The sequence below is a fragment of the Uliginosibacterium gangwonense DSM 18521 genome (assembly GCF_000373965.1).
GTDB lineage: Bacteria > Pseudomonadota > Gammaproteobacteria > Burkholderiales > Rhodocyclaceae > Uliginosibacterium > Uliginosibacterium gangwonense.
Map to the genome: position 1 here is coordinate 146,585 of NZ_KB892837.1, position 26,438 is coordinate 173,022.

Here is a 26,438-nt window from a genome sequence, read left to right on the forward strand (position 1 = left end):
CTGAGGCATTGACGATGACTACCTTCTGGCAGGACAATAGCTGGGCTTCTAGAAGTGGGGACCTTCTTCGTCATGTTACCAACCGCATCCATTTCGCTTAATATCCACCCAGCCCAAACTGTGGTGGAAGGGATGCGTCCGGCCATGCCGAATACGCCGGTTACCAGCAATAAAGCCAAAAAACGACTGCTCACCTGACGGGCATGTCGCATCCCGTCGGGCTTGTCAGCCAGACGGGAGGAAATGCCAAATGCTTGATCTATCTTCCTGTGACTCGCTGGCCTGTTTGCCGACGGAATCGTTCCTTTCCACGTTTCAGCGAGACACACTATGGATCAACAATTCGAAGGTATCTGGGTTCCCATCGTCACCCCGTTCAGCCAGGGGAAGATCAATCACGAAGCGTTGGGCAAGCTGGCCCAGCACCTTGTCAGCAAGGGCGTTCGTGGCCTGATCCTTGCAGCCACCACGGGAGAAGGCGCCTTTCTGTCGCTTGATGAACGCCTGCAGATGACAGAGAGCCTACGCAGCGCGCTCCCGAAAGGCGTCCCTCTGGTCATCGGCCTCAATGGCATGGATACCGCAAGCACGGCAGCCCAGGCCAAGACCCTGAAGGCAGTCAATCCGGCAGGCTTGCTGATCACCGCCCCACCCTATGTACGCCCGGCCCAGGATGGCTTGAAGCGCCACTTTGAGGCGATTGTTGAAGCCGCCGACCTTCCACTGATCATCTACGATATCCCCTATCGCACGGGGGTCGATATTGCCATCGAAACCCTGCAAGAGTTAGCGGCCGATCCGCGTATCGTCGGCATCAAGAGCTGTGGCGCCACCGTTGACCGCTTGATGCGCCTGGTTCACGAAACCCCGCTGCGTGTGCTCATTGGTGAAGACACCCAGTTCTTTGCAGCACTTGCCATTGGCGCACATGGGGCCATTGCCGCATCGGCTCATTACCGCCCGGAACTCTGGGTACGCATCCACGAACTGATCCAGCACGAAGAGCTGAAGGCAGCACGCGAGCTGGCCGTACCCCTGCAATCGATGATCCGCGCCTTATTCGCGGAACCCAACCCGGCCCCCATCAAGGCCTGGCTCGCCAACGTTGGAATGCTGGACAACGAGTTGCGCCTGCCCTTCGTGCCGGCCAGCGCAAAAACCCTGGCCCGCATTCTGAGCATTGCCAACCGCCTGAACGAGCTTTAATTGTGGTAACTTTCTAGATCCCGCCTCATGCGCACGCAAGTGGCGGATTTTTTGCCACTTTATTATTTGCCCAGCCATGAAAAAGGTATTTGCCTACGACACGACCCTGCGCGACGGCGCGCAGGCTCAGGGAATCTCATTCTCAGTGGAAGACAAGCTCAAGATCGTGCGTAAGCTCGATGAGCTGGGCATTGCTTATATTGAAGCGGGAAACCCAGGTTCCAACCCGAAAGACCTTGAGTTCTTCCACCGTCTGAGTGAATTGCGCCTGAAGCACGCCAAAATCATTGCTTTTGGCAGCACATGCAAGGTCGGCGCCAAACCAGAGGAAGACCATCAACTGGCATCCTTGCTTTCGGCCGAGACCTCTGCCGTGGCGATTTTTGGCAAAACCTGGGATTACCACGTTACCGACATCCTGCGCACAACCCTGGATGAGAACCTGCGCATGATCCGGGATACCCTGGCTTTCCTGAAGGGCCAAGGCAAAGAGGTGGTGTTCGATGCCGAACACTTCTTCGATGGATTCAAAGCCAATCCAGACTACGCCATGCTGGCACTCTCCGCTGCGGTGGAAGGCGGTGCAGACAGCTTGGTATTGTGCGACACAAACGGGGGGCGCTTCCCGGACGAAATCTTCGAAATCACCCACAAGGTGGTTGAAAGCTTCCCCGGCACGGCGGTTGGCATCCACTGCCATAACGACTGCGAACTCGCCGTGGCCAATTCGGTTCGTGCCGTGCAGGCGGGGGCAACCCAGGTACAAGGGACCATCAACGGCATTGGCGAGCGCTGTGGCAACGCCAATCTATGCGCCATCATCCCCAACCTGCAATTCAAGCTGGGCTACAAGCTCATCCCCACCCAGGCGATGCAGCAACTCACCCCCATTGCCCGCTTTGTATCGGAAACGGCCAATGTCGTGCATAACGATAAGGCTGCCTATGTTGGGGCAGACGCCTTCACCCACAAAGGTGGCATGCACATCGACGCAGTCAACAAAAACCCCGTTTCCTACGAACACGTTACACCGGAATCTGTCGGTAACGCCCGCAAGGTGCTGATGAGTGAGGTCGCCGGACGCTCCACCATTCTGGGCAAGATCAAGGAAGTCGACGCCAGTCTGGACAAGGATTCGCCCCAGACCCACGCCATCATCGACCGCCTCAAGGCCCTGGAGCATGATGGCTACCAGTTTGAAAGCGCGGAGAGCAGCTTTGAGCTACTCGTGCGCAAGATGCTGGGCAAGTTCTCGCCCTCGTTCATACTCAAGGACTTCAAAGTCATCGTCAATGAGCCTGCCCCTGGCGGCAGCAACTCTTCGGCCATGGTCAAGATTCATGTAGATGGCGAAGACGAAATCACCGCGGCAGAAGGGGATGGGCCCGTCAACGCGCTGGACCGAGCCTTGCGCCGTGCATTGGACCGCTTCTACCCGGAGCTGCGTGAAATCCGCCTTACCGACTACAAGGTGCGCGTGCTGGATTCCAACCTGGCTTCTGCCGCCAAGGTCAGAGTTCTGATTGAAACGTCGGACGCAGAAAATTCCTGGACCACCATCGGGGTGTCTTCCGACATCATCGACGCCTCATGGCGCGCCCTGGTCGACGCCATCGAGTACAAACTTGCCAAAACCAGGCGCCACTGACGCACGCCTGTATAGCAAGATGACCACCTGGGAAGCCCCATGGTAGTCGTCTTGCTTGATTTGGTCCCACAAGCACACGCGGTTTGCACAAATCCCGAGTATTGCAAACTGCTTGTCAGCTTTGTTGTTTAGACTCCGCAGGCGGATTCTGACGGATCTACCTTTTGGACCTTGTGCTGCGGTAACAGCCTGTGCTGCCTGCAACACGCCTTTGCGACCCTGTTGATGGCCAACTTCAAACAATATCTTCCCCGCCAAATTGTAGATTCGGGGGGTAACCGCTGGGACCTGCTGCTCCTGCCCCTGGTACTGGCAGTGATCATCCTGCTGGCTTTCGGTGCTAAGCAGATGGCGCGCCCTTACCATGTTGGTGAGACCATTCCACTGTCGCTTGACGCATGGATGCTGCCCTATTACCTCTTGCGCACCACCCTGCGGATGTTCATTGCGCTGGGCGCCTCTTTGCTTTTCAGCTGCGCCTTTGCAGCGCTAGCAGCCAAGAACAAGGCAGCAGAAAAAATCATGCTGCCTCTGCTGGATATTCTTCAATCCATCCCGATCCTGGGATTCCTCTCAATTACCGTAACAGGCTTCATCGCCTTGTTTCCAGGCAATCTACTTGGCGTGGAATGTGCCGCGATCTTTGCGATTTTCACTTCCCAAGCCTGGAACATGGCATTCAGCCTGTACCAGTCGATCAAAACGGTTCCCGGAGAACTCGTTGAGGCAGCACACGTTTTTCAGCTTTCCAGCTGGCAACGGTTCTGGCGGCTGGAGCTACCCTACGCCATGCCAGGTCTGTTGTGGAACATGATGATGTCAATGTCCGGGGGCTGGTTCTTTGTGGTGGCCTCTGAAGCAATTTCGGTTTCCAACCAGAACATCAAGCTCCCCGGCATGGGCTCCTACATCGCCATGGCGATTGAGGCACGCAACCTCGGTGCCATTGCCTGGGCCATTGGCGGCATGCTTGTCGGTATCCTGCTTTACGATCAACTGTTTTTCCGCCCCCTGCTGGCGTGGGCTGACAAATTCCGTTTCGAAACCTCGGGCGGCGATACTGCGCAACCCTCCTGGCTGCTGACGTGGTTGCGCCGCACAGATCGCATCCAGGCAGTTGGCCTTAAAGCAATCGCCTTGCTGGAGCGGTCGTTTACCGTTTTCCGGCGCGAATATGATGGCACATCGATTCGCGCCCGCCCCAGCCCGCCTTCGGCCAACGCCATGCGCATCTGGGATGCCGTCATTGCCGCACTGGTTCTGTTTGCCGCATGGCGCCTGCTAACATTCATCCATGGTGAAGTGGGCTGGCACGAAGTAGGTAACGTGCTGCTTCTCGGCAGCTACACCCTGATCCGGGTCATGGTCCTGATCGCGTTATCAGCCTTGCTCTGGGTTCCTATTGGCGTGTGGGTGGGCATGAATCCTCGCTGGGCAGGCCGTTTGCAGGCCATTGCCCAATTCATGGCGGCCTTCCCTGCCAACCTGATGTTCCCGATAGCCGTGATTCTGATCCATCACTGGCATCTGAACACCGAGATCTGGCTCTCTCCCCTGATGGTTCTTGGCACCCAGTGGTACATCCTGTTCAATGTCATTGCCGGGGCTTCCAGCATTCCCACTGAACTGCGATACGCCGCGCAAAACCTGGGGCTGTCGGGCTGGCTCAAATGGCGTCGCTATCTGCTGCCAGCGGTATTTCCAAGCTTTGTCACAGGCGCCATTACAGCAAGTGGCGGCTCCTGGAACGCCAGCATCGTGGCTGAATATGTCACTTGGGGTGACACGACCTTGCAGGCTCATGGGATCGGCAGCTATATCGCACAAATGACGGCACAAGGTGATTTCCCACGCATCGCTCTAGGCATTGGCGTGATGTGCATTTTTGTGATGGGATTGAATAACTTCGTTTGGCGCAAGCTCTATGAACTTGCCGAAAACCGGATGCATTTTTGAGAGGTTGATGTGACTTCACCAATCGTGGAACTCAAGCGCGTAGGCAAGTCCTTCCGCTCCGCCGATGGCACCGCACGCTCCGTGCTGGAAGATGTTGACTTCACCTTGCGCGAAGGTGAAATTGTGGCGCTGCTCGGGCAGTCTGGCTCAGGCAAATCTACGCTGCTACGGATCATGGCCGGGCTGATTCCTGCCGATGATGGCGACGTTCGCTACCGCAACCAACCCTTGTATGGGCCTGCCCGCGGTATCGCCATGGTATTCCAATCCTTTGCGCTCTTCCCTTGGCTGACGGTACAACAAAATGTGGAGTTAGGGCTCGAAGCCCGTGGCATTTCTCCTGAAGAGCGCGCAGTGCGTGCAGAAAAAGCCATCGAACTGATTGGACTATCAGGCTTCGAGGGCGCCCTGCCCCGTGAGCTTTCCGGCGGGATGCGCCAGCGGGTCGGGATTGCGCGTGCACTGGTTGTCGAGCCCGAAGTCCTACTGATGGATGAAGCTTTTTCCGCTCTTGATGTACTCACTGGCGAACGACTGCGGGAAGACATCCTTGAACTGTGGCAAGGTGGACAGATGCCGACCAAGGCTATCCTGGTCGTCTCCCATAACATTGAAGAAGCCGTGGTAATGGCAGACCGGGTACTGGTATTTGCCAGTGACCCTGGGCGAGTGCGCTCCGAACTGGCCATCAATCTGCCACGCCCACGTGACCCGAACAGCCCGGCCATTCGTAGCCTAATCGACGAAGTCTATGCATTGATGACCGCAAGCCGTGCCGGGCTTCCTACCGAAGAACCGGCTTACAGTCCTTACGCAGCCCGCCTGCCCGAAGCCGGTGTCAGCAGCATGGAAGGGGTATTGGAACTCCTTGCCGCCCATCCATTCTCAGGCCGTGCCGACTTGCCACAACTGGTGGAAGAATCAGAGCTGACCGACGAAGAACTGCTTCCCATCGTCAATGCACTACACATGCTGGAATTCGCCATTGTTGCCCACGGGGATATTCAACTCTCCTCGCTGGGGCAGCACTATGTTGACGGCAACAACGCGCTACGCCACGAGCTGTTTGGTCAGCAGCTCTTGACGCACGTTCCACTGGCTGCCCACATCCGACACAGTCTGGAACAGGAGGAATCAGGGGAGTTGCCTGAAGAGGCTTTCCTCAAACTGCTGCGCGAGAGCATGAACACCGAAGAGGCTGAACGGGTGCTGAATGTCGCCATTGAATGGGGACGCTACGGCGAAGCCTTTGAATACAACTATCATACCGGCACCATCCACTTACCCGACGGCAGTACAGACGGTCAATAGACCATCATCCTAAATTGTGTGATTCATAGACATCATTTCAATTAAAATGGCGTCATGAATGACGAGATCCGAAAGCGGGTTCTAAGGCTTGTGGATGTTAGCCACGCGACTGAACATGAAGGTTGGACACGCCCCCGATCAGCGACAGCTGCAAGGTTCCGTCGTTTCTATAGATCTGACCATAATCTACAGCAATCTAGGCGGAGTGCTATGGCAACACTATAAATACTAAAACCAAATATCACTTGGCACCGACAGCTGATTGTATCTCTGGAGCATGAGCCAGTAAGCTAATAGCCGCCAGCCCCCACTGTGCTACAGCGTTTGTTGAAATCGCAGGCGCTTCATCCACAGGGCTCAGAACTTGTGGTACATCGATGCGGGTATGCACAAAATCCGATCCCACCAAGCCCGCATTCCCTTGAAAAAATAGCCGCCATGCCTGCTGTTTCATTGTTTCATCCTCTAGCAATTTGCCCGCATAACCCAGTAGCTTTGAGTGCCCCTGCCCGAGATTAAGTGACCCCAGCGCCTTGCCAAGGGCTTCTATTTGAGTGTCTGCATCAGCATTGTAGAGTACGCAGTAGTCAAGCCAAACTTTACGAAAAGCTTGGTCTGGAATGGCTCGGATCAATTCGCTGCATATTTCCGGAAGGCCAAAAGCGGCACTTAAATGCGATACGGCAATACGGCCATCTTCGTTGATAATGAAAGCACCGTTACGCAAATCCATATAACCAGCACCGGTGAAAAAACCATGAGGCTGGGCAGCAATCGTCGCCATGCTGGTGATGAGCTTGTCACGGTACGCGGTGTTGCCGGTGCGTTCCCATTCGGTCAACCAGGCTGCGGCAGTGGCGCCCCAGTCGGTACCAAAGCCCACTTCAGCGCTATGCTCCTCGGTTATTTTTGGCCCGAGCTTGCGGCCGGGCACGATCTGTACCAGGCGATTAACTGCATCGGCCTGCTCATGCAGTAGGTCGCCAACCCGTTCATCCGCACTCAGATAGTAGAGGAAGCGTCGATTGATTGCTGTAGAGATGCGGAGTTGTTTGGCACTGTCACCCCAGTGCTGCACGTTGTGACGCGAGCCCAAGGGACTGAATGGGCCAATGTGGTGGACATCGACTTCGCCAACATGTCGCGTCATAGCCTCGGCCAAGCGGAACACATCGGCACGTCCAGAGTGCAGAAAGTAGTGCCAGAGCCAGATTTCAGTGCTCAACTCGGAATTGTCCCAAGCGAAACCGCCCACATCGTAGCGCCAGACGTGCCGCGTGGTGTCGTAAGTGTGCATGACATCGCCGTAATCCCAGAAGCCATACCATTTGCGCTGCTCGACCTGTTCGCGGTAATAATCAAAGCTCCATGCCAGTTGGCGTTCTAGCTCGCTGTTTGTCGGGGTGGCAGTGGCTGGCGACCACATCTCACTAAAGGCTTGGCCTTGGAAAAGCCGTTTGGACGAGGTGATGAGTTGCGGCGGATTCTGGACGCGCTGGCTCAGGATGACCAGTTGTTCTGCCGACGGTGTTTGTGCCGTAAGCTGTAGCTCAAGCTCGCTGGTTCGGGCAATACCGTAGGGGCGGCCAAAACCTGGTTCGTAGTCCTCATAGGTAATGTCCAGGCCTTCGAGTTGCTTGGCATAGTCCGTTTCGCCCATTCCATCGTGGTAAAAACGCAAATCCATGCCCGGAGCATTTGGCGCCCATAACCATAGCGTAACCCTTCCCAACTCAGTTGCAGCACCTTGAATATCGAGTTGGCCAGGATAGCTTTGCCAGAAATTGCGCACGCCGAAGAATACCCCACCCTTGGCAGTGCCTAGGTAACCAGTACCAGCCGAACGGCTGCCGGTGGCGGCATGAATCCAGCCTGCGTTGGTACCCGTACGTTTGCTGATGGAAAAGCCGTCCGGATGGGGTTGCAATAGTGAATAATCGCCAAACGAAGGGACGTAGCCGAGGTTTTTCTCTATCTGATGCTTGATGGCAGTCAGGTGTTCGCCGCGCAATTGTGCTTCCATAACGACCTTGCCAGAGTCGCGTCGCAGACCGGAGAGCCCCCGCACGGCTTCTGCGAAGACGCCACCGTTGTCCCCCACAAAGCGCACATACCGTTCGTGTAGCGGCCCTTCGAGCGGCACATCAAATCGCAATCCAATGCCACGCACACATTCGCGCTGCTCATCCAGGTCGTAGATAAAATTATGGATAATGCGTACCGAGTCAGAATTTCGGTAAAAATAGATGCGAATTGTGAAGGGCAGAATAGCGCGGCCATCAGGATGCTGGTGGGTGCCGCAGGCTTTGATGAGTACCCGGGCAGGACCCGCGTTTTCGATCACCACGCTTTCGAATTCAGATGTGTAGCGACAGCGTACCGGGGTGTCGCCCTCGCCTTGCTCATTTTCCTTGCCTTCATCAACCAAGGCGATCAGTGTGGCATTAGTGGCTTGCGAGGACCCCGGCCTCTGAAGAGATTCAAACAAATGCTTGCCACGACGTTTAAGTGTGCAACACAATTTTCCCGTGTCGACGCGGATTTCATCATGCGATTCTACGACGAAAGTGGGAGTTTTTTTGGGGGCGCCTATGGACTTAAGTTCAAATACTGCACCTATGCTTTTATCATCGATAGGCGCTAGTGCGTGCGCCGACCATTTAATAGAGCCATCTGGCCAAAAAGCTAGGGGCCAGGATTGCAGGGGGTGATCTGTGTCGATTGCAAAGGTTTGATCTGCTCCAGCCCGTAATGCACCCTGGGGCCAGGGAATCCCCCAGGTCGTACCCTGGAAGCTCCTCGGCACCACACCCCCCAACCACAGTAAGGGTGTAGTGAGGGGTGCTGCCGACGGGGTAATCATTGCGAGAGCTTGCCTTGCAAAGATCGCCGATGCAGGCGATGCAAGAAACGAAGCCTTCAGAAAATTACGTCTATCCATCATCTATTTAGTAGGTATATTTGAACGTTGCACCTACCGTGCGCGGATCACCTACATAGCCGACAACGGCACCGCTACCCACGAGACGCGTATAGTAGAGCTTGTTGAAGGCGTTGTTGACCCAAAGCGAAACATCCCAAGTGCCGCTAAAACTCTGCCTGCTGATACCCGTGGAAAAGGAGGCAATGCCGTAACCGGGGATACGGTCACTGACAGAGTCGTCCACTGTGCCAAAAGTCCAGCTACGATAGGAGTAACGTGCGCTAACGTACTCCTTGTAGTCATTGAATATGTTCCAATCATAACTGCCATCGAACACAAATATCCGTTTGGGGGCATTGAAAACCCGATAACCAGTCAGGTCGCATGACGTTTGCCCGGTGACTTCAGGTGGACAAATAGCACTTTTGTAATTCACATAGCGCGCATCGTTGATGACCATAGACAAATTTATCTTCAAATCTTTAAGCGGGGTGAACCCCAGCCCTGCTTCGATGCCTTGTGAGCGGAAGCTACCCGCATTCATGAGATAGGTTTGTTGATTGGCTTCGTCATAGCCCTGGGTCTGAAAATTCTTGACCTTTGAACGAAACACATCGGCGGTCAGTGTTACAAGATTTGGAATCAGAATCCCTTGCACGCCCGCTTCAATGCCGGTGGTACTTTCCGGTCGGAGCATCAACGAGTCGTAGCCCGCTTTCTTAGCTGCCCCAGCCGATGTGTTAATGCCACCGGATTTACGACCATTACCGTAGGCGACATAGGGCTTCCAATTCTCGGTCAACCGATATTTGAGGCTGGCGCTGAAGGATGGCAACAGATGGTATTCTCGCAGATTGCCAGAGTCGAAATTTGCCTTATTGTAGCGGATGAAACGCCCTTGCTTTTCTTCGTAGGTTTCGCGAAAACCAGCTAGAAAGTCCAGCCGATCAGTAACATGGAAGGTACTGTTAAAGTATGTAGAATACATTTCGTCATTGAGACTGCCAAAGCGGATGATATCCAGGCCGCTTGACCCGCTTCCCGCATATGTATTGACGATTGATCCCTTCGCATATCGGGTATGGGCTTCAGTATTCTGTTTTTGGTGGAAGTAGCCTATACCCGCAACGTAGTCGAACCACTTGCCGCGAGCAGACTCTAAACGCACGTCCTGTGACAGATCCTTGTCAGTTACCCTAGTCCCGCTGTTGGTGTAAATACGCACACTCAAGTTATCGTCTAGACTGGGCGAGTAGCGATACTGGCGATACGAGCTGATCGAGCGGATCGTATTGCCATTATCAAACGTCCATAGCGCCACTGCGGAGGCCCCACCTTGTTCTGTGTGCGTCTTGGTGACGTCATCCAGTATCACCTGACGCTTGCCAGTAACATACTGGTTGCCGATACTCTTGGATATCGTTGCGAAGGATGATGTGCTGTCCACAGAGTTCAAGATGCTGGTTGGCGTAGCGTATTCATTCGCGTAATCAACACTTAGATTGAGCTGGAACTTTTCGTCCGGTTTAACCTGGATTTGGGCACGAGCGCCGTTACGCTGATAGCCATTGACCCAGTTGTTGTCGGTGAGGTTTTTCACATTACCATGGCTCTCGGCGCGTAGCACGTTGAGACGATAGGAAACGACATCATTAACAGGGGCCGACAACATCGCTGTGGTTTTGAAGGTATCGCGCTGCGCAGCGGAAAGACCAACTGCAGCTTCAGGTGTAGAGGACGGTGCCCGGGTATGGATGTCGATTGCGCCACCAGTGGTATTAAGCCCAAAGGTAGTGCCGGAGGCCCCCTTGAAAACGTCAACGTAGTCAATATCGGTCAATGCCCGAATAATGCCGGGGCGGGGATAATAGACGTTGTCGACGAAGACTGAGACACTGCTTGGCATGCCAATGTTCTGATCGCCACTGGTTTGTCCTCCTCCGTCTCCAATGCCGCGTATCGAGATTTGCGTATCATTCGATTCCGTACTCTGGACAAATAGGCCCGGCACTACGTATTGCAGATCCTGAATATCTTCTATGTGTAGGGCTTCAAGTTCTTTTCCACCACGACGTAAGACAGCCGTGGGTGGTTGCTGCGGGTTGCCCTTGGTCTTGCGTTCGCCAGTAACAGTTACAGAATCCAAGCTCGTCGCTTCGGCAGATGCAACTTTGGGCGCGGCATGAAAGATTGTAATGGCACCCTCGCCAACAACAGCCTCTAGACCGCTTCCCGCCAATGCTTGTTTTAAAGCTTCATTAGCGGTCAATATGCCATTGATCTCTGGCGCAGTCAGCTTGGAGACTACGGTTACATCATAATCGACAGTGACGCCCGCCTGTTTGCTGATTAATTGTAGCGTTGCATCAAGTGGTCCCTTGGGTAACTGATAGGCAATCTTCTCATTAGCGCTCGCGAGTGCAAATGTGGTAGTAACCAGCAGGCTCGTTGCAAAAAGCAATTGAGGTAGTGCTCGGAGCTTCTTTCTGAAAACATCGTGCTTCAATTTCTGGACTCCCTGAAACAAATTTGTTAATTTCAATTATTTAAAAGCAACTCAGATGCAGAATATGGAATAACCCTAAAATCTGAAATTTTGAAATGGCTGGTCGTGGTGCGTAGTGCAAACCACCCCTCCAGATACGCAGCCGGATCACAGCCTGAAAATACTAGTATTTTATTTGCATAGAACTTTAGCGTAGATTCGTCTTCCGGGGTCGCCGTGCGCGAGATAACCTTGATTTCGACTGGGGCATTTGCCGTGAGACGCGCAAAGGGGGGTGGCGCCCCCAGCGCGTCAGCAGGAGTAGCCTCACCTTTATCTGCGTAGCCCTGAATCTGAGGGCGGGCCGAGCTGCCGTCGTAGCGGCGCAAACGAGTGGTTTTATTTCCATTAGCTCCAAAACCAACGTAGTACAGGTGGAGCGGGTTATACGAATTCAAAGCCCCATCTAAGTTCAAAGTAGTAGGGTCCGAACCCTCTGCCGTTGTCGCGTTCCAAAACAGGTTGAGATCAGAAATACGCTCTGGGAGATTTGGGAAAGATACGGGGACTGGCGTTGCGGTAAAGTGAATCTCGTAGTCGCCCTGCAATTTCTGGCGAAACCATATTGTGACGCCCGCAGGAGAGATGATGTCGAGTACGCCATCTTTGGCAATAACGGAGCCAGAAACATCTTGTTGCTCGACTTTCCACTGATCAAGACCGTGACGGAAGTCGTCGCTGGCAATATCCGTGGCCTCACTTTGCAGAGGCGATAGCAATCCAACTGTAAAGCCTGCTAAGGTAACAGCATAACGCCAGTAGACCATTTTTCTTGTCTTATTCAATACAGATGCTTATTGACGTTCAAAGGCTCCCAGGTCAGGCGCTGATCCCAGGTAGCTCAGGCCAACATTGATGCCTTTGTTAATGAGTTGGCTACCCGCAGCTAGATGCAGGCTGGCGATTACAGGCAGACTACCATCAGCCTGACGCGGTGCATCCCAACCCGTGGTGGAGACACCCTCAAAATCTGCATTGGTGACGGTCAGATTCAGATTCCATGAGTTGTAGGCTGCGTCTGTACCAGTTATGTTCGAAAGCAATACGCCACCATAAGAAACGTTGTTACGCAGAACACCCAGGTTGACAGCTTGGCCTGCTGAATTAATTCCCAGCATATTAAAGTTAGGGTGATTCTGAAAACCGATGTTATTGAAGTAATCGTTTGCAATCGTGTGATGATTGGCATAGAAACCTGATGCCTTATTCAAGAAGGCAACGGAAAATCGTATGGTATGCTTGGCACCATCCGCCACATAGACGCCACTATAACCGCCCGCTTTGAACCCATTCCCATTGCCATAAGGCAGCGCTGTAGTGGTGCCCGGCAAGTAGCCTGACAGCCATGCCCAAGAGTTCTCGATGGTTACAGACGAGTTTGCGTTAATTAAATCAAATCCGTCGTCTGAGTTCGACCACGCACGGCAACCACGAAACACGTTACCTGGGTGATTGGACCCGACGTGTGCCCCGAAACCATCGCCACTTTGCCCCGCACCGTTTGACGTGTATGGGTCATAATTGTGGTGAGAGTCCGAATTGAGAACCAGGTTGTAACCGCCGTTGTTCAGGTAAAAGCCTGGGCCCATGTTGTGGTGCAGGTTCAACCGTTCGAACACGTTATAGCTGCCTTTTACCCAAATTCCCCACGATTCGTGATTAAGCGTGTTGCCGGGTTGCTGCGGTACCCCCGTGACTTCAATGCCTTTCAAGTAGATCCAGTCGGCTACTACGTTGAAGCCCTTTACTCGACAATTATCCGTCATCTTGCTGAAATCAAATACGGGAGTTTCACCATCATAAGCCCAATATTTTATGGGGTTAGAAGGCGAGCCACTCTTGTATAGAGTGATCGCGTTGACGATGTCCGTCTTGCTTGCACATGTGTTCAGGCCAGAGGTTATGGTGTACGTGCCACCACGAATCAGCAGCAGATCTCCTTCTTGAAGAGACGATTGGGCGCGCGTGATGGTTTTCCATGGAGCAGCCAAGGTTCCAGCCGAACTATCGTCACCATTGGGTGCAATGTAATAGGTGCTTGCAAAACAAGGGGTAACCGAGCAAGCCAAAAGAACGTGAAGGAATAAATTCAGTAGTCTATTTGTCATGTAAAATTTTATGCTTGGCATAGTGATTAGCCCAAATAAGGCGTTTCTCAATTAGGGAAACACTGTATGGATTGATCAGATTCTGAAGTATTTCTGTCCAGACACAACAAATGAATCTAAATATTGATATTCATTCTGATAGGAACTTGACCCTGAATGCATCAGAGTGGGCGGGCGGGAAGAGATAAAACTAGTCGACCGAATTCACAGTTAAAGATGCACGGGTCTCACCACTCGAAGCAGTGGTGTAGCTCGCAGGGGGTATCTACGACACCATGCAGACGATTGTGACAAACAGCGTGATGTGTGAATCCACGCATCTATACGCAGTGCCGTTACTGGCTGTTTGTCCCAGAGTTCTGCAATCACACAGATGGATGGGAGGAAAACAACGCCCCTCACTTTGACAACGTTGGATTGAATTATTTCAGACCACCACGCTCACAATACTATCCTGTTCGACATTATCGCCATGCAATCAGCAAAAATTCTATTTGCATGACCGAGGCAAGAAAAATATTTTGATCTCATCTGTCTTTCTGCGAATTAGATAATAGATTTTTCGTCTTTGTCAGATTGAACAGTCTCGGCGACTTTTGAAGAACACAGAACGTCAAATCAATACCAACCTGCAGTTCATACACTTGGCATTTCTGAACTTACTGTTAAAAAGATCGTGAACAGCCTCTTAGAACCAACATAGACCAAGTGCTGGCGACCGGTCTGGAGACTACGAAAGTCCGCCCCTTGAGCAATCGCTACACCACAGCGCTGACCATAGGCATTGGTGTTGCAGTGCTGTTGATGTGGGCTGTAGCGGCCTGGATGTTGATCGCCGCAGATCCTGAGCAGCGGATGCGTATGTTTCTGGGTGATACGTAGAAAGTGTGCCCCTTCCTGATCGCAATGCTGTCGACGCCTATTTTCGCGGGGGTAATGTGGGCAATGAAGGGGCTTGCACCGACCCGCCCGCGGATCGCAGGTGCCGTCGCAGGCTTGCTCGCGGGGGCAACTGCGGCTCTAGTTTATTGCTTGCACTGCCCAGAGATCGAAGCTCCCTTCATCGCATTTTGGTATGTGCTTGGGATGCTGATTCCTGTTGGTGTCGGAGCCTTGTTGGGGGGCGTACTGTTGCGCTAGTGATGCTTGCCTCGCGTAGCAGTGCAGATAGGCCGAGAGAGGAACACCGGTGGTTGTGCAGTGAGCGGCAACTCCTTGGGCATTGCTAACCTAGGAGGGCCCGTACGCGAACAACTGGAATGGCCGATACTGCGGCATTCAGAATCTAAAACAGTTGTGCCCCGTCGATCTCATAACGACACCTGCGGCTTGCAGTGCCTTGAATACGGCAGCAGGCAGAACGGGGGGTGTTGCGCCAGATCGCGCAGGTGGCCGAGAATCATGGAAAGCTCCTGACAGGAAGGAGGATCGCCACAGGCTTGTGACGATCCCTAAGCGATGCGCGTTTACGGTACCGGGCAGTGGCGGTATTTCTCGGCAATGGCCTGAATGGTGGCCAGATCCTGCGCCGAAAAATGAATCGGGTAACGGCTCTCACCCACATCATCCCCCAGCAGCACGACAGCCTTTTTCACCGCTGCGGGCGAAAAGGCCACGGCGTAGAGCTCCTTGCGCAGCCCGGCAATGAATTCCTGTGCGGCTTCGGCCTTGGCCAGATCACCCGCATGGAAGTTCTTCCAGATGCGGCTGACGCCTTCGGGCTGGACGTTCGCCAGACCGGAGATGCAGGCGCAGCAGCCTTCCACAAAACCACGGTAGGCCAGATGATCCGGGCCGCTCAGCACATCAAAGCCTTCAATCCCTTTGACGGCAGCAAGGAAGCCTTGCAGGCTTTCGTAGCTGCCTGCGCTGTCCTTAATCCCGATGATGTTCGGGTGCTCGGCCAGCTTGCGGGCCGTCTCCGGTTCAATCGTGTTGCCGGTGCGGCCCGGTATGTTATACAGATAAACGGGAACCGGCACGGCATCCGCTACAGCGGTGTAATGTGCAATCACTTCGCTTTGCTTGAGCGGCACAAAATAAGGGGTAATGGCTGACACCGCATCCACCCCCAGGCGTGCCGCTTCCTTGCCCAGGCGGATGGTCGCGGCCGTTGAGATTTCACCGATATGTGCCACCACCGGCACGCGGCCAGCGACTTCGTCCACACAAATGCCCGTAACGCGAATCTTTTCGGCCATATCCAGCACGAAGAATTCACCATTCGTGCCATTGCAGAAAATGCCATTGTCGTGGGCCAGCTGGCGCTGGATCTGTTTGCGCAAGCGTTGCTCACAGACTTCGCCTTGCGGATTGAAAGGGGTGACGATAGCGGTCAGCACGCCCTGGACTTTCTTGCTCATGTAGTCTGTCTCCTGTCGCAGTCTCTACTTAGATTAAGTGCTTGTAGATTGTGCGAATATCATCTTTGTTCATGCAGCGGGGATTGTTATCCAGCAGGCGGGTGACTTTTGCTGCGCCCTCAACCAGCCCTTCCAGATCCGCTTCAGTAATGTTCCAGCGCTTCAGGTCAGCGGGAATCTGCAAATCACGGTTGAGCGCAAACAAGGCTTCCACCACGGCTTCGGCCGCCTGCTGCGGGCTCAGTCCGGCAATCTCCAACCCCATCGCTTGGGCGATCTGGCAAAACTGCGCTTCATTACCCACAGCGTTGAAACGCATCACATAGGGCAGCAAAATGGCATTAGAGATGCCGTGGGGCATGCGGTACTTGCCACCCAAGGGATAGGCTAGCGCATGCACGGCAGTCGTGCTGGAGGTGGCAATACAGATGCCGCCATACATGGCCCCCAGCAGCATGTCGTGCCGAGCCTCCAGATCCTGCCCATTGCTCCACGCACGGCGGATGCTGCCTGCAATCAGCGCGATGGCTTTGAGTGAGAACAACTCGCTGAAAGGATTGGCTTTTTTCGAGGTGAAGCATTCAATGGCGTGGCACAGTGCATCCATACCCGTGGAAGCCGTAATGGCCGGGGGCAAGCTGATGGTCATCTTGGGGTCAAGAATCACACAGTCCGGCATCAGGCGGGCGCTGACGATCCCGACTTTCAGCTCATCCTCAGGCACCAGTACGATGCTGTTTGGCGTCGCTTCAGAGCCTGTCCCAGCGGTGGTGGGCACCATCAGGGTCGGCACACCACGCTTGGGAATCGGCGCCTTGGCCAGCAGGGCACGCAAAGACAAGTCAGGGTTGCTCAGCAGCACAGCAACAATCTTGGCCACATCCATGGCGCTGCCACCGCCGATCCCGACGATCAGGTCGGTAGCATATTGGCGGGCAGCGGCGAGAATGGTTTCGACCTGCTCCACGGTAGGTTCCGGCGGGGTGTCGTCGAGCACCTGCACTTTGACGCCTGCGGCTTCCAGTACCGCTTTGGGCTGCTGCAGCAAACCTGCACCAGCCACCCCTTTGTCGCTGATGATCAGCACCTGAGTGGCGCCAAAATCGGCCACCAGTTCCTTCAGGCTTTCGACACTGCCCGGCCCGGCCACCACGCGACCTACGTTCAACAGGGAATAAGTATTCATCTTTCTTTTCTCCAGAAGGTGGCGGGCTCAGTTCGCCTTGATCCAGTCTTCTTCAATGCGTACGTACTTGATGTACTGCCGGTAATAGGTGTAGGCAATATGAATCGCGCCGTCTTCACCCTGCTTGATAGAGGGGTAGGAAAACTCGCGGTTCAGCTGTTTTTCCGAGTTATTGCTCATGCAGTACCCGTCGCCCACCTCCAGATTGCGCTTGTAGGGCCAGGTTTTGCCACCGTCTTCCGAAATGGCGACCGTCATGGGCGCACGCGGCGTGCCCCAGAATGCCGTACGTGTACCTTCGACGGGCTTGGCCTCGACCTTGGCGGCGCCTTCAGGGGTATCGTCTTCAATTTCGTCATACAGCGATGCGCGGCGTTCGGTGGCCTGCTTGGAGCTGATGTTGTTGAACACAATGGCCAGATGGTTATTGCGCAGACGCACAAACTGAATGGAGGAGTTGTTGTTGGGCAACTCGGTCGGCACCGGCTTGGTCCAATGGCGGCCATTATCGGTGGAATGGCTCGTGTAGATGAAGTCGGCCCAGCGGCTGCGGAACAGCGCCAGCAAAGACCCATCCGGCATTTTTTCCACATTCATGTGCACACAGCCCAAACTGGCCGGTACTGCGAACTCTTGCCAGTTCTTGCCATGGTCTGCACTGATCATCACCGCACTGGTGTCGTAATTGCCAACCCATTTTTCGCCTTCGCAGGTATGGCAATGGAACACCGGAATCAGCCATTCGCCATTGTCGAGGACGACCACCGGCTGGCGCACGAAGGTGCCTTCCTGATTGAACAATACCCCAATCGGCCCCCAAGTCTGGCCATTATCGGGCGAGACACGGTAACGCACAATGGCGGTATCCTGATTGCCGAATTTCTGCGCGGTGTAGATCAGCCACAGTTGCCCGTCCGGCGTGGGGAACAGAATCGGGTTCTGTTCCGAGCGGGTCGGGTCTTCCGAAAGCTTGACCGCCTCGGTCCAGCAATCCTGCCCAGCAGGCAGGCGCGAGAAATAAATCGAGATATCGGCAATCCCTTCCTGCGTGCCACCGAACCAGACGCAGCCCAGATCGCCATTGGGCAAGGGCATCACATTGGCCGCGTGATTCTGTATACATGCCGAAGGAATGTTGGCATCGATGCGCTGCGCATCATCAGGGACCGTTATGAGTTTTCCTGCAAGCGCTTTTTCCACCTTGGTCTCCACCCGAAATCGTGTTTAAAATCCGCCGGAATCAGGCCAGCGCTTTTTGTTCGGCCTGACGCTTTTGCCCGGCCAGAAGTTTCATTGCGTACAGGGCGGCATCCACCAGACTGTCGGCATTGGCAATCCCCTTGCCGGCAATATCAAACGCCGTGCCGTGATCCACCGAGGTACGCAGGATCGGCAATCCCAAGGTAATATTCACTCCACTGATGGCCTGCCATTTGCCAGTGACCGGGTCCACATTGAAGCCCAGCAGCTTCACCGGGATATGGCCTTGGTCATGGAACATGGCGACCACGGCATCAAATTGCTCGGCACGCAGCTTGATGAACACGGTGTCCCCCGGAACCGGGCCGATGACCTGATGCCCTTGGGCCACATATTCATTGATCACCGGGGTGATGATTTCATTTTCTTCCTTGCCCAGAATACCGCCCTCGCCCGCATGCGGGTTAAGGCCTGCAATCGCCAGCCGGGGCTTTTCAATCCCCAGACATTCCAGTGCATTCAGGGTCACGTCGATCACCCGGCGCAGGCGAGTCGGGGTGAGGCGTGCGGGCACATCTGCAATCGCGCAGTGGGTGGTGACGTGGCTGACGCGCATCGGCCCGTGGGCAAGCATCATCACGGCATCCCGTTGCCCGGTCAGGTGGGCGAGCAACTCGGTATGCCCTTCAAAGTGGTGGCCTGCCATATGCAGGGCTTCTTTGGACAGAGGCGCGGTCACGATGGCATCAGCCTCTCCGGCCTGTACCATTTCCGTAGCACGCTTGACGGCCTGATAAGCCCACTCGCCGCCCACGGCGCTGATCTCGCCTACCTTGATATCCCCTGCCACCGGGCCCACGTCAATCATGCGCAAAGGCAAATCCTTGACGCTTACACCCAACAGGCTGCCGGCGCGGTCCAGTGCAGCGGCACTCCCCAGTACCAGCAGTTCCATGCGCTTTGTGCTTGTCTCTTCGCGCATCAATTGCGCTGCCTTGACGATGATTTCCGGGCCGATTCCTGCCGGATCTCCCATCGTGATTGCCAAACGAATAGCTTTGCTCATCGCTTATGAGTCCTTGTGAAATAGGGCGCCGACTTTGATCATCTGCACCATGGTTAATAAGTCATCGTCCTTGCCAAATGCGCCAGACCGGGAGTGGCAACGCACGCCATCCCAGGTCCCGCCATTGAGCCATGAGCAGCCCCAGCCGCTACGCAGTGGGGTATCTGCCAGAAAACCTTTGGCACCGGTGGCTTTGCACAATGCCAGGAGGGTATCGCCACCAATGGCGACCAGCGTACCCGGGCGTGGCAAGCCACTGACAAGTTGTTCAACTTGCTGCTGCAAGCGCTGGGCAGCCTCGGCAGGCGCGAGCCATTCCGTGGCCGAGAGATCAAACATTGCAAAGCCGGGCTGAGCCTGAAACTTCTTCATCGCTGCTGCCACAGCTTCGTACTGTCCGGCTTCTGCAAACACAGGAGCAGTTAGCGCCGCTTTGAGGATTTGCCATTGGCGTTTGAAACTGGGCTGAAAACTGGCGCTGATCAGAATGCCCGGCGCATGATCAGCCAGGTTTTGTGCTACGGCGGTCTGCTGCAGTGAATACTTTTGCGCCAAGGCAAACGCCAAACCAGCACTGCCGCACCACATCCATGAGGAGAGCTTATCTACCTGTGCGGCAAGCGCGAGCAGATCAGCTTCGGTACGGATTTCCGGAATCCATACACGTGACCCCTGCCCCGCCATTGCAGTTTCATCCGATGTACCGACGTTGTACAGCCCGTGTGCGGCAAAGGCTTCGCTCAAAGTCTGGGTGCCGATCTGTTCAAACTGATCCGCTGCCGTCTGGCGCCAATGCCGGTTGCCATAGCTCACACGCCCCTGCGCCGGGAAAGCTGGCGCAAAGACCACGCCAGGAAATCCGCCTTCGCGTGCCAGCAACGCGACTTCTGCAAAGGTATTGCCACGCAGCAGGCTATCGACCTTCTTGAAGGCCAGACAGTTCTGCTTGAACCAGTCGATACTGGGCTGCAATACATCCAGCAGGCACGAGGCGGGAATATCACGGCTCTCGGTCGCCACGCATTCCACCGGTGCCCGAGGGGCGGTCTGATCTGGGCGCTCCATCCATACGGAGACGCCCCTACCAAAAGCAGCTGCGCTATCCAGTGCGCCAGTCAAATCATCGGCCAGAAGGTGAATGGGTTTCATGCCAGATGCTCCGCCAGGGTGAGTCTGGGTGAGGCTGCACGCAAACGCTCCAGATCCTCGTGGGAAATTCCATCATCAGTAAAAACTTCGTCAATATCTGCCAAGGTGCACACACTGGCAAATGCACGCGGGCGGAATTTGGAGGAATCCACCAGCAGGCAACGGCGGTTGGCGGCCTGAATCAACGCTTGTTTCACGCTGGCCAATTCAGGGGAGGTTTCGGACAAAACATCTTCAGTCACCGCATGCACCCCCATCAGCAGCACATCGGCACGCAGGGCGCGCGAGGCCTGAATCACGGCGTCGCCCAACAGGGTATTGGTATTGCAGCGCATGCGTCCACCCAACACATGCACTTGCATAAGCGAGCTGCTGCCCAGCACTTTGGCAATCTCAACATCATTGGTCACGCACACCAGCGGTATGTTGCGGGCAAGCACGGCACGTGCGGCTTCAAGCGTGGTGCTGCCACTATCAAAGATCACACTTTGATTGGGCTTGATCATGGCCGCTGCGGCATGGGCAATGGCTCGTTTCTCACGCATCGATAATTCCGCTGCCGCATGGGCATCAGGCTCAAACGTGCTGTATTGGGGGTGACGCAGAATGGCGCCACCGTGGGTGCGATCCAGTACCCGTTCTTCTGCCAAGGCATCCAGATCACGACGCAAGGTCGACACGGATACACCTAATGCATACGCCAGTTGTTGCAAGGTTGCCGCACCGTGCCGCTGCAGGAACTCCAGAATATGCTGACGCCGCTGTACGGGCAGCAATGCCTGCGCAGGTGGAACGATGACCGCAGGATGATCGACAAGGGCTTCAGCGGGGGTTCCCATTACAAACGACCTTTGTACATTTGAAAGAATTTGATTTGTTATGAAAGATTCTGGCACGCAGATTGAGGGATTGCAAACTTTTCCACACCGCAAACAGCTAGGCGTAAACCACTATAAAAGCGCGAAATCTAGCAGCCTCAAGCGATTTACGGCCATTTATACTTTCTTAACCTTCCATTTTTTGTGACGCTGTTTGATTGGTATTGACGTTTTGTGAATCATTGTTCAATATGAATTAGCGTGATCGATTTTGAAATAAACAGATTCAATCGATACCGGTATGACTGGGCGAGTCCCAACAAACCAATACCAGGCAATCACAGGTCTTGCACCAAGACCCGTATGCGGAGGAGACACACATGAAAGAGTTCAGTTCGGCGGACACCTTGATCATCATCGGTGTCATCATTGCTTATATCCTGGGTACAGGATGGCTCACCCTGAAGCTACGTTCCAAAACCAATGATCAGTTCATGGTGGCTTCCCGCGCCATGCCGGTTGCAGTGGTCGGTGTCTTGCTGATGTCGGAGTTCATTGGCGCCAAATCCACGGTGGGTACGGCCCAAGCCGCCTTCGGGCAAGGGATCGCCGCCTCCTGGTCGGTACTGGCGGCCGGGATTGGTTATTTGCTCTTCGGCCTGTTCTTCGTGCGCAAAATTTATGGCTCGGGTGAATTCACCATTTCAGGGGTGATGGCGCAGAAATATGGCCGCGCCACTATGACAGTTGTTTCGCTGGTCATGGTTTATGCGCTATTTCTCGTCAATGTGGGGAACTACATTTCCGGGGCCGCCGCACTATCGACCATCCTGAAAATCAATATCCCCGTGGCCATGATCATCATCGGGGTGATCAGCACCTTTTACTTCACGCTGGGTGGCTTGAAAGGGGTTGCCTACGTTACCTTGCTGCACAGTGCCATCAAGCTGGTCGGGATTGGCGTCTTGGCATGGGTTGCGCTGAATATGACGGGCGGTTTCGCCCCGATGATCGAGAAAATGCCAGCAGAATACTTTACCGCCACCGGTAAAGTGAGCGCATCTACCGTCATCGCATGGATCATCGGTACAGTGGGTGCAATTTTCTCCACCCAGTTCGTGATTCAAGCCATCTCCTCCAACAAGTCGGCCGATGATGCGCGCAAGTCCTGCCTGTTCGCCGCTGGCCTGTGCATTCCTGTCGGTCTGGGTCTGGGCATCATCGGCGTGTGTGCCAAGTTCCTCTTCCCGGATATGAAGAGCATCTACGCGCTGCCGGTCTTCCTGCAATACATGAACGTGGGCTGGGCCTCACTGGTGGCCACCTCGCTGGTCGCGTCCGTGTTCGTTTCGGTTGCTACGGTTGCGCTGGCCATGGCCTCCTTGCTGATCAAGGACTTCTACGTGCCTTACGCCAAGCCGACGCCGGAACGCCAAATGCGCATGACCCACATCCTGTCGGTCGTCATTGGCTTGTCTCCGCTGGTGTTCTGCCTGTTCCTACCGGAAATCTTGAAGCTCTCGTTCTTTACCCGTGCAATCCGCCTATCGATCTCCATTGTTGCCCTGATCGGCTTCTACCTGCCCTTCTTCCGCAGCAATGCGGGCGCCATCATCAGCCTGCTGGGATCCACCGTGCTGACCAGCCTGTGGTACTACTGGGGTGACCCGTACGGCATCGACAACATGTACGTTGCGCTGGCCGTACCCATGGTGGTGATGGTGGTGGAAACGCTGGTGCGCAATGTACTGGGCCTGGGGAAAGCTGAGCAGAAACAGAACGCCCCTGCCGCATAAAGACGATCCGAATACCTCCCTCCATGCGTTTGCATGACTCCACAGGCCCTTAACGGGCCTGTTTTTTACTTGTAGGCGAAGCTCAAAAACCGTTGCCCGGTGCGATGCATACCGTCTTGCCCGCTCGGTTGAACCACGCCAGCTCGTCTTCAGGCGCAGCCTGATCGGTGATCAGCTCATCTACATCCGCTGCCTCACAGACGGACATGAAGACACGAGGCCGGAATTTCGAGGAATCCACCAGCAGGCGCCGGGAACTGGCAGCATTGAGCAAAGCACGTTTGACGGCTGCCACCTCTGGCGAGGTTTCCGAGATCACCCCGGCGGTGACGGCATGGGCGCCCAGCAGCAACACATCAGCCTTGATGCTTTGCAAGGCGCTCAACACGCTGGGGCCAAGCAAAGTGTTGCTCCCTGGACGCAAATGACCGCCCAGCACATAAATCTGGATCTGTTTGCTCGTCCCCAATATCTGGGCAATCGCCAGATCGTTCGTCACCGCAAACAGCTCAATGTTTCGGGCCGCAACAACCTTGGCAGCTTCCATCACGGTACTGCCGCTATCAAAAATCACACTTTGCCCCGCTTGCAACGCCTCAGCTGCACACGTGCCAACCAGCCGTTTTTCTGCGTGGGAGAGTTCAGAAGCCGCCACAATATCCGGCTCGAATGTGGAGTACTGCTGCTGGCGCAACAGGGCACCGCCATGGGTACGGTCAATCATGCCTTCATCGGCCAAACCATCTAGGTCACGACGCAGCGTGGAGATTGAGACCTGCAAGACCTGTTCGAGTTGTTGCAGAGTCACGGCGCCATAACGATGCAGCAGCTCGACAATGCGCTGCCGCCGTTGCGCAGGCAGGAGTACCGCGCCCAAAGGGACCTGCTGCTCACCAGATTCGAGGGACATACCAACTGTACGGGATGTAAAAGACGAAGAATACCGCCTATCCCGTGCATCCGGAATGCCCAGAAGCATTGAGCCTGTACCTGGGCAAGGCGACTAGATGCCGGAAAATTGGCTTTGCAGAACATGCGACATACAGTCTCCCCTGTTCATCACTCAACAATCGTCTGTCCATGCGCAACATCCAAATTCCAGGATGAAAACACAAATTAGCAACTGTGAACAGGCCCTAGTCAGTGCGGAACAGTTCGATGTCTGGATGCGGCCGGAACGAATGGGATGAGGCAACTCAGGCGTCTGGCATTGATCAGGGCAAAGATCGCGCTCAACGCGGCCCGTGGCAATTGCGTATCGGGGGCACTGGCTGATTTCGCTACGCAAGATATGGGCTGTATATCGCGCCCCTCGCCCATCAACACGCCGCAAAACCTCAAAAATCTCTGGCGCCGTGATTTCAGTCATCGGGCGAGGTCTCTACCAAGGGATCGCGTCCTTATTCATCCGGGCAAAAGCCTTGAGGTATTGGCCTTCCACTACGGTACTTCCTTTGTGCTCCAGCCACTCCAGGCAGATGACTTCAAAAGAATTGGCTGCACGCCCTTCTATGGCCCGCTTTTGGGCTTTGCGTTGCTCGCCCGGATCACCCCCCTTGTGCAATTAACTTGCGGGCCTGATCGCGCCGCTCTCGGGCATTTTTCAGCCCCACCTCTGGATAAACTCCAAGGGAGAGCGTTTTGCACGTACCGTAAACCGATAATCTAGCCACCACCATTTCGACCCATTGGGGTTCAACAAGAGATAAAGCCCTTTCTCATCCAACAGCCTTTGCGGCTTATCGGTAGGCTTTGCGTTACGAATAGCCGTGTCAGTAAGTGCCATGACAGTAACTCCTGTGACAGTGGACGACTTACTGTCGGATTGCAACGGTTTTACTCGGAACACTCTGGGCGTAAAAAAGCCGCAACCCTTGATTTATATAGGTGTTACGGCCTTCTCTGGACTGCTTTGGAAGTGTTCTTAATGCGCCCAGCCGGAATCGAACCGGCATGACCAAAGGTCGAGGGATTTTCTTACCACTTCGGCTTTTGCCGCCATGCCAAGGCATGTTCGTGGTCTGGACTTTGTCTTGGCCATGGCCCCAAGGGGGCTACAGGCCGGCGCCGTCAAGTCTCTGCACGTTCCCATTGCTGGGCTTCGCTCAGCGTTGCCTCGCCTAACGGCAGGGGGTTCGCTGAATTTGACGCCATTCACACAGGCACTTTCGCCTCCTGGTGCTCAAATTGTTTTAAGTCCCTTGTGTCTACCTATTTCACCATGGGCGCATAGTCGATTATTATCGCATGCTATGCGCCTTCTGGGAACCCGCTTTGCGCGTAGCAACGTATCAAAGGCGTGCAATTTGATGGGCTTGTCCCTGGACACCTTCTCTCGCTACCAGAATTCAGTTGCCGAAGGCAGCGTCGAGGCTCTGTTCGATAGCAACCGGCGTAAGCCGAACCCAAAGAATCGGGTGGAGGAAGCCACAGAAACGGCGGTTCTCGCCTACGCCATCAAGCAACCCGCTCACGGGCAAGTGCGCACCAGCAATGAACCGCGTCAGCGGGGCATTCTCGTTTCGCCATCTGGTGTTCGCTCCATCTGGCTACGCAATGATCTGGCCTCCTTCACAAGCAGCGCCCGGCTGCTTTAGAAAAGCAGGTGGCTGAGCAAGCCATCCTGCTGACCGATGCTCAGGTGGCAGCGCTGGAGCGCAAGCAGAACGATGACGTGGCTCATGGTGAGATCGAAACCGTCCATCCAGGCGATCTCGAGTCACAGGACACCTTTTATGACGACACCCTCAAAGGCGTTGGCCGGATCTATCAGCAGACCTTCGTCTATACCTCTACAGCAAGGTCGCCATAGCCAAGCTCTATATGACCAAGACGCCGATCACTGCGGCCGATTTACTCAATGACCGCGTCTTGCCATTCTTTGAGGGGCACGTAAGGAGCACGGCATGGGCATAATCCATATGCTGACCGACCGTGGCACAGAGTATTGGCAAACCTGAACGCCATGCCGTTCTATGGTGGTAGAGGTGTAGCACATTGTAGCGTGTGCAGTCATCAATGGCCGTGTACTGGTAAATCCAGGCGCGATCTTGCAAACGTCCATCTGTACACGGTCGCCAGGTGTGGGTAGGCTGTATCTGATGACCTGTTTCCTGTAAGCGCGTTTGTGATTCAGTATTGGCTTGCCAATGCGCTCCAGGAC

20 protein-coding genes and 3 pseudogenes are annotated in these 26,438 nt (G+C 54.8%); 9 read left to right on the forward strand and 14 right to left on the reverse strand.

Annotated features, from left to right (window positions below):
* Positions 1-330: 330 nt before the first annotated feature.
* The 4 genes from dapA to B145_RS0107235 all read left to right on the forward strand — a co-directional run bounded on the left by dapA (position 331) and on the right by B145_RS0107235 (position 6,121).
* Positions 331-1,206 (forward strand): 4-hydroxy-tetrahydrodipicolinate synthase, encoded by an 876-nt coding sequence (dapA, locus tag B145_RS0107220; protein ID WP_018606269.1) that lies wholly within the window; start codon positions 331-333, stop codon positions 1,204-1,206.
* 76 nt (positions 1,207-1,282) lie between these two features.
* Complete coding sequence (gene cimA, locus B145_RS0107225) at positions 1,283-2,854, forward strand: citramalate synthase (protein ID WP_018606271.1); 1,572 nt, start codon at positions 1,283-1,285, stop codon at positions 2,852-2,854.
* Between the two features lie 225 nt (positions 2,855-3,079).
* Positions 3,080-4,810, forward strand: coding sequence for an ABC transporter permease (locus B145_RS0107230; RefSeq protein WP_018606273.1), 1,731 nt, complete (start codon positions 3,080-3,082; stop codon positions 4,808-4,810).
* A 9-nt stretch (positions 4,811-4,819) separates the two neighbouring features.
* Positions 4,820-6,121 (forward strand): ABC transporter ATP-binding protein, encoded by a 1,302-nt coding sequence (locus B145_RS0107235; protein ID WP_018606275.1) that lies wholly within the window; start codon positions 4,820-4,822, stop codon positions 6,119-6,121.
* 241 nt (positions 6,122-6,362) lie between these two features.
* On the opposite strand, the gene B145_RS0107240 is transcribed toward B145_RS0107235, so the two are convergent.
* Genes B145_RS0107240 through pelN form a run of 4 tightly spaced genes read right to left on the reverse strand, consistent with a single transcriptional unit; the run spans position 6,363 to position 13,697 of the window.
* Positions 6,363-9,065, reverse strand: a complete 2,703-nt coding sequence (locus B145_RS0107240; protein ID WP_026258918.1) for an exo-rhamnogalacturonan lyase family protein — start codon at positions 9,063-9,065, stop codon at positions 6,363-6,365.
* 4 nt (positions 9,066-9,069) lie between these two features.
* Complete coding sequence (locus B145_RS24730; protein ID WP_157288309.1) at positions 9,070-11,550, reverse strand: TonB-dependent receptor; 2,481 nt, start codon at positions 11,548-11,550, stop codon at positions 9,070-9,072.
* Between the two features lie 32 nt (positions 11,551-11,582).
* Positions 11,583-12,374: a DUF6250 domain-containing protein gene (locus B145_RS24735; RefSeq protein WP_157288310.1), complete on the reverse strand. Its 792-nt coding sequence runs from the start codon at positions 12,372-12,374 to the stop codon at positions 11,583-11,585.
* A gap of 9 nt (positions 12,375-12,383) precedes the next feature.
* Positions 12,384-13,697, reverse strand: coding sequence for a pectate lyase PelN (gene pelN, locus B145_RS0107255; protein WP_026258919.1), 1,314 nt, complete (start codon positions 13,695-13,697; stop codon positions 12,384-12,386).
* A gap of 575 nt (positions 13,698-14,272) precedes the next feature.
* On the opposite strand from pelN, the pseudogene B145_RS28565 reads away from it, so the two are divergent.
* From B145_RS28565 to B145_RS29605, 3 genes and pseudogenes are all read left to right on the forward strand, one after another.
* Positions 14,273-14,377 (forward strand): annotated as a pseudogene (locus B145_RS28565) (IS5/IS1182 family transposase); the annotation flags it as partial.
* Between the two features lie 67 nt (positions 14,378-14,444).
* Positions 14,445-14,579, forward strand: a complete 135-nt coding sequence (locus B145_RS29460) for a hypothetical protein (RefSeq protein ID WP_018606284.1) — start codon at positions 14,445-14,447, stop codon at positions 14,577-14,579.
* 3 nt (positions 14,580-14,582) lie between these two features.
* Complete coding sequence (locus B145_RS29605; RefSeq protein WP_425425561.1) at positions 14,583-14,837, forward strand: DUF1109 domain-containing protein; 255 nt, start codon at positions 14,583-14,585, stop codon at positions 14,835-14,837.
* A 326-nt stretch (positions 14,838-15,163) separates the two neighbouring features.
* On the opposite strand, the gene B145_RS0107265 is transcribed toward B145_RS29605, so the two are convergent.
* Genes B145_RS0107265 through B145_RS0107290 form a run of 6 tightly spaced genes read right to left on the reverse strand, consistent with a single transcriptional unit; the run spans position 15,164 to position 21,500 of the window.
* Positions 15,164-16,060: a dihydrodipicolinate synthase family protein gene (locus B145_RS0107265; RefSeq protein WP_018606286.1), complete on the reverse strand. Its 897-nt coding sequence runs from the start codon at positions 16,058-16,060 to the stop codon at positions 15,164-15,166.
* Positions 16,061-16,088: 28 nt separating this feature from the next.
* Positions 16,089-17,246, reverse strand: coding sequence for an iron-containing alcohol dehydrogenase (locus tag B145_RS0107270; protein ID WP_018606287.1), 1,158 nt, complete (start codon positions 17,244-17,246; stop codon positions 16,089-16,091).
* Between the two features lie 27 nt (positions 17,247-17,273).
* Positions 17,274-18,446, reverse strand: coding sequence for a sialidase family protein (locus tag B145_RS0107275; protein ID WP_018606288.1), 1,173 nt, complete (start codon positions 18,444-18,446; stop codon positions 17,274-17,276).
* 40 nt (positions 18,447-18,486) lie between these two features.
* Positions 18,487-19,512 (reverse strand): 4-hydroxythreonine-4-phosphate dehydrogenase PdxA, encoded by a 1,026-nt coding sequence (pdxA, locus tag B145_RS0107280; RefSeq protein ID WP_018606289.1) that lies wholly within the window; start codon positions 19,510-19,512, stop codon positions 18,487-18,489.
* Between the two features lie 3 nt (positions 19,513-19,515).
* Positions 19,516-20,661, reverse strand: a complete 1,146-nt coding sequence (locus B145_RS0107285) for a four-carbon acid sugar kinase family protein (protein ID WP_018606290.1) — start codon at positions 20,659-20,661, stop codon at positions 19,516-19,518.
* Positions 20,658-21,500, reverse strand: coding sequence for a DeoR/GlpR family DNA-binding transcription regulator (locus tag B145_RS0107290; protein ID WP_018606291.1), 843 nt, complete (start codon positions 21,498-21,500; stop codon positions 20,658-20,660). Before B145_RS0107290 ends, B145_RS0107285 begins: the two co-directional genes overlap by 4 nt.
* Positions 21,501-21,859: 359 nt before the next feature.
* On the opposite strand from B145_RS0107290, the gene B145_RS0107295 reads away from it, so the two are divergent.
* Complete coding sequence (locus B145_RS0107295) at positions 21,860-23,275, forward strand: sodium:solute symporter family protein (RefSeq protein ID WP_018606292.1); 1,416 nt, start codon at positions 21,860-21,862, stop codon at positions 23,273-23,275.
* Between the two features lie 82 nt (positions 23,276-23,357).
* Here the strand turns inward: B145_RS0107295 and B145_RS24745 are convergent, their stop codons facing one another.
* From B145_RS24745 to B145_RS29465, 4 genes and pseudogenes are all read right to left on the reverse strand, one after another.
* The gene (locus B145_RS24745) at positions 23,358-24,185 is read right to left on the reverse strand and encodes a DeoR/GlpR family DNA-binding transcription regulator (protein ID WP_018606293.1); all 828 of its coding nucleotides are present in this window, start codon (positions 24,183-24,185) and stop codon (positions 23,358-23,360) included.
* Positions 24,186-24,338: 153 nt separating this feature from the next.
* Complete coding sequence (locus B145_RS29610; protein ID WP_425425562.1) at positions 24,339-24,644, reverse strand: phage integrase central domain-containing protein; 306 nt, start codon at positions 24,642-24,644, stop codon at positions 24,339-24,341.
* A gap of 12 nt (positions 24,645-24,656) precedes the next feature.
* On the reverse strand, positions 24,657-24,839 hold the full coding sequence (locus tag B145_RS29260; RefSeq protein WP_026258921.1) for a hypothetical protein: 183 nt from the start codon (positions 24,837-24,839) through the stop codon (positions 24,657-24,659).
* Positions 24,823-25,061, reverse strand: a pseudogene (locus B145_RS29465) (Arm DNA-binding domain-containing protein). The gene B145_RS29260 and the pseudogene B145_RS29465 overlap by 17 nt, the downstream one beginning before the upstream one ends.
* A gap of 466 nt (positions 25,062-25,527) precedes the next feature.
* Here B145_RS29465 and B145_RS29275 point away from each other — a divergent pair.
* A pseudogene (locus tag B145_RS29275) lies at positions 25,528-26,223 on the forward strand (helix-turn-helix domain-containing protein); the annotation flags it as partial.
* Positions 26,224-26,438 lie beyond the last annotated feature (215 nt).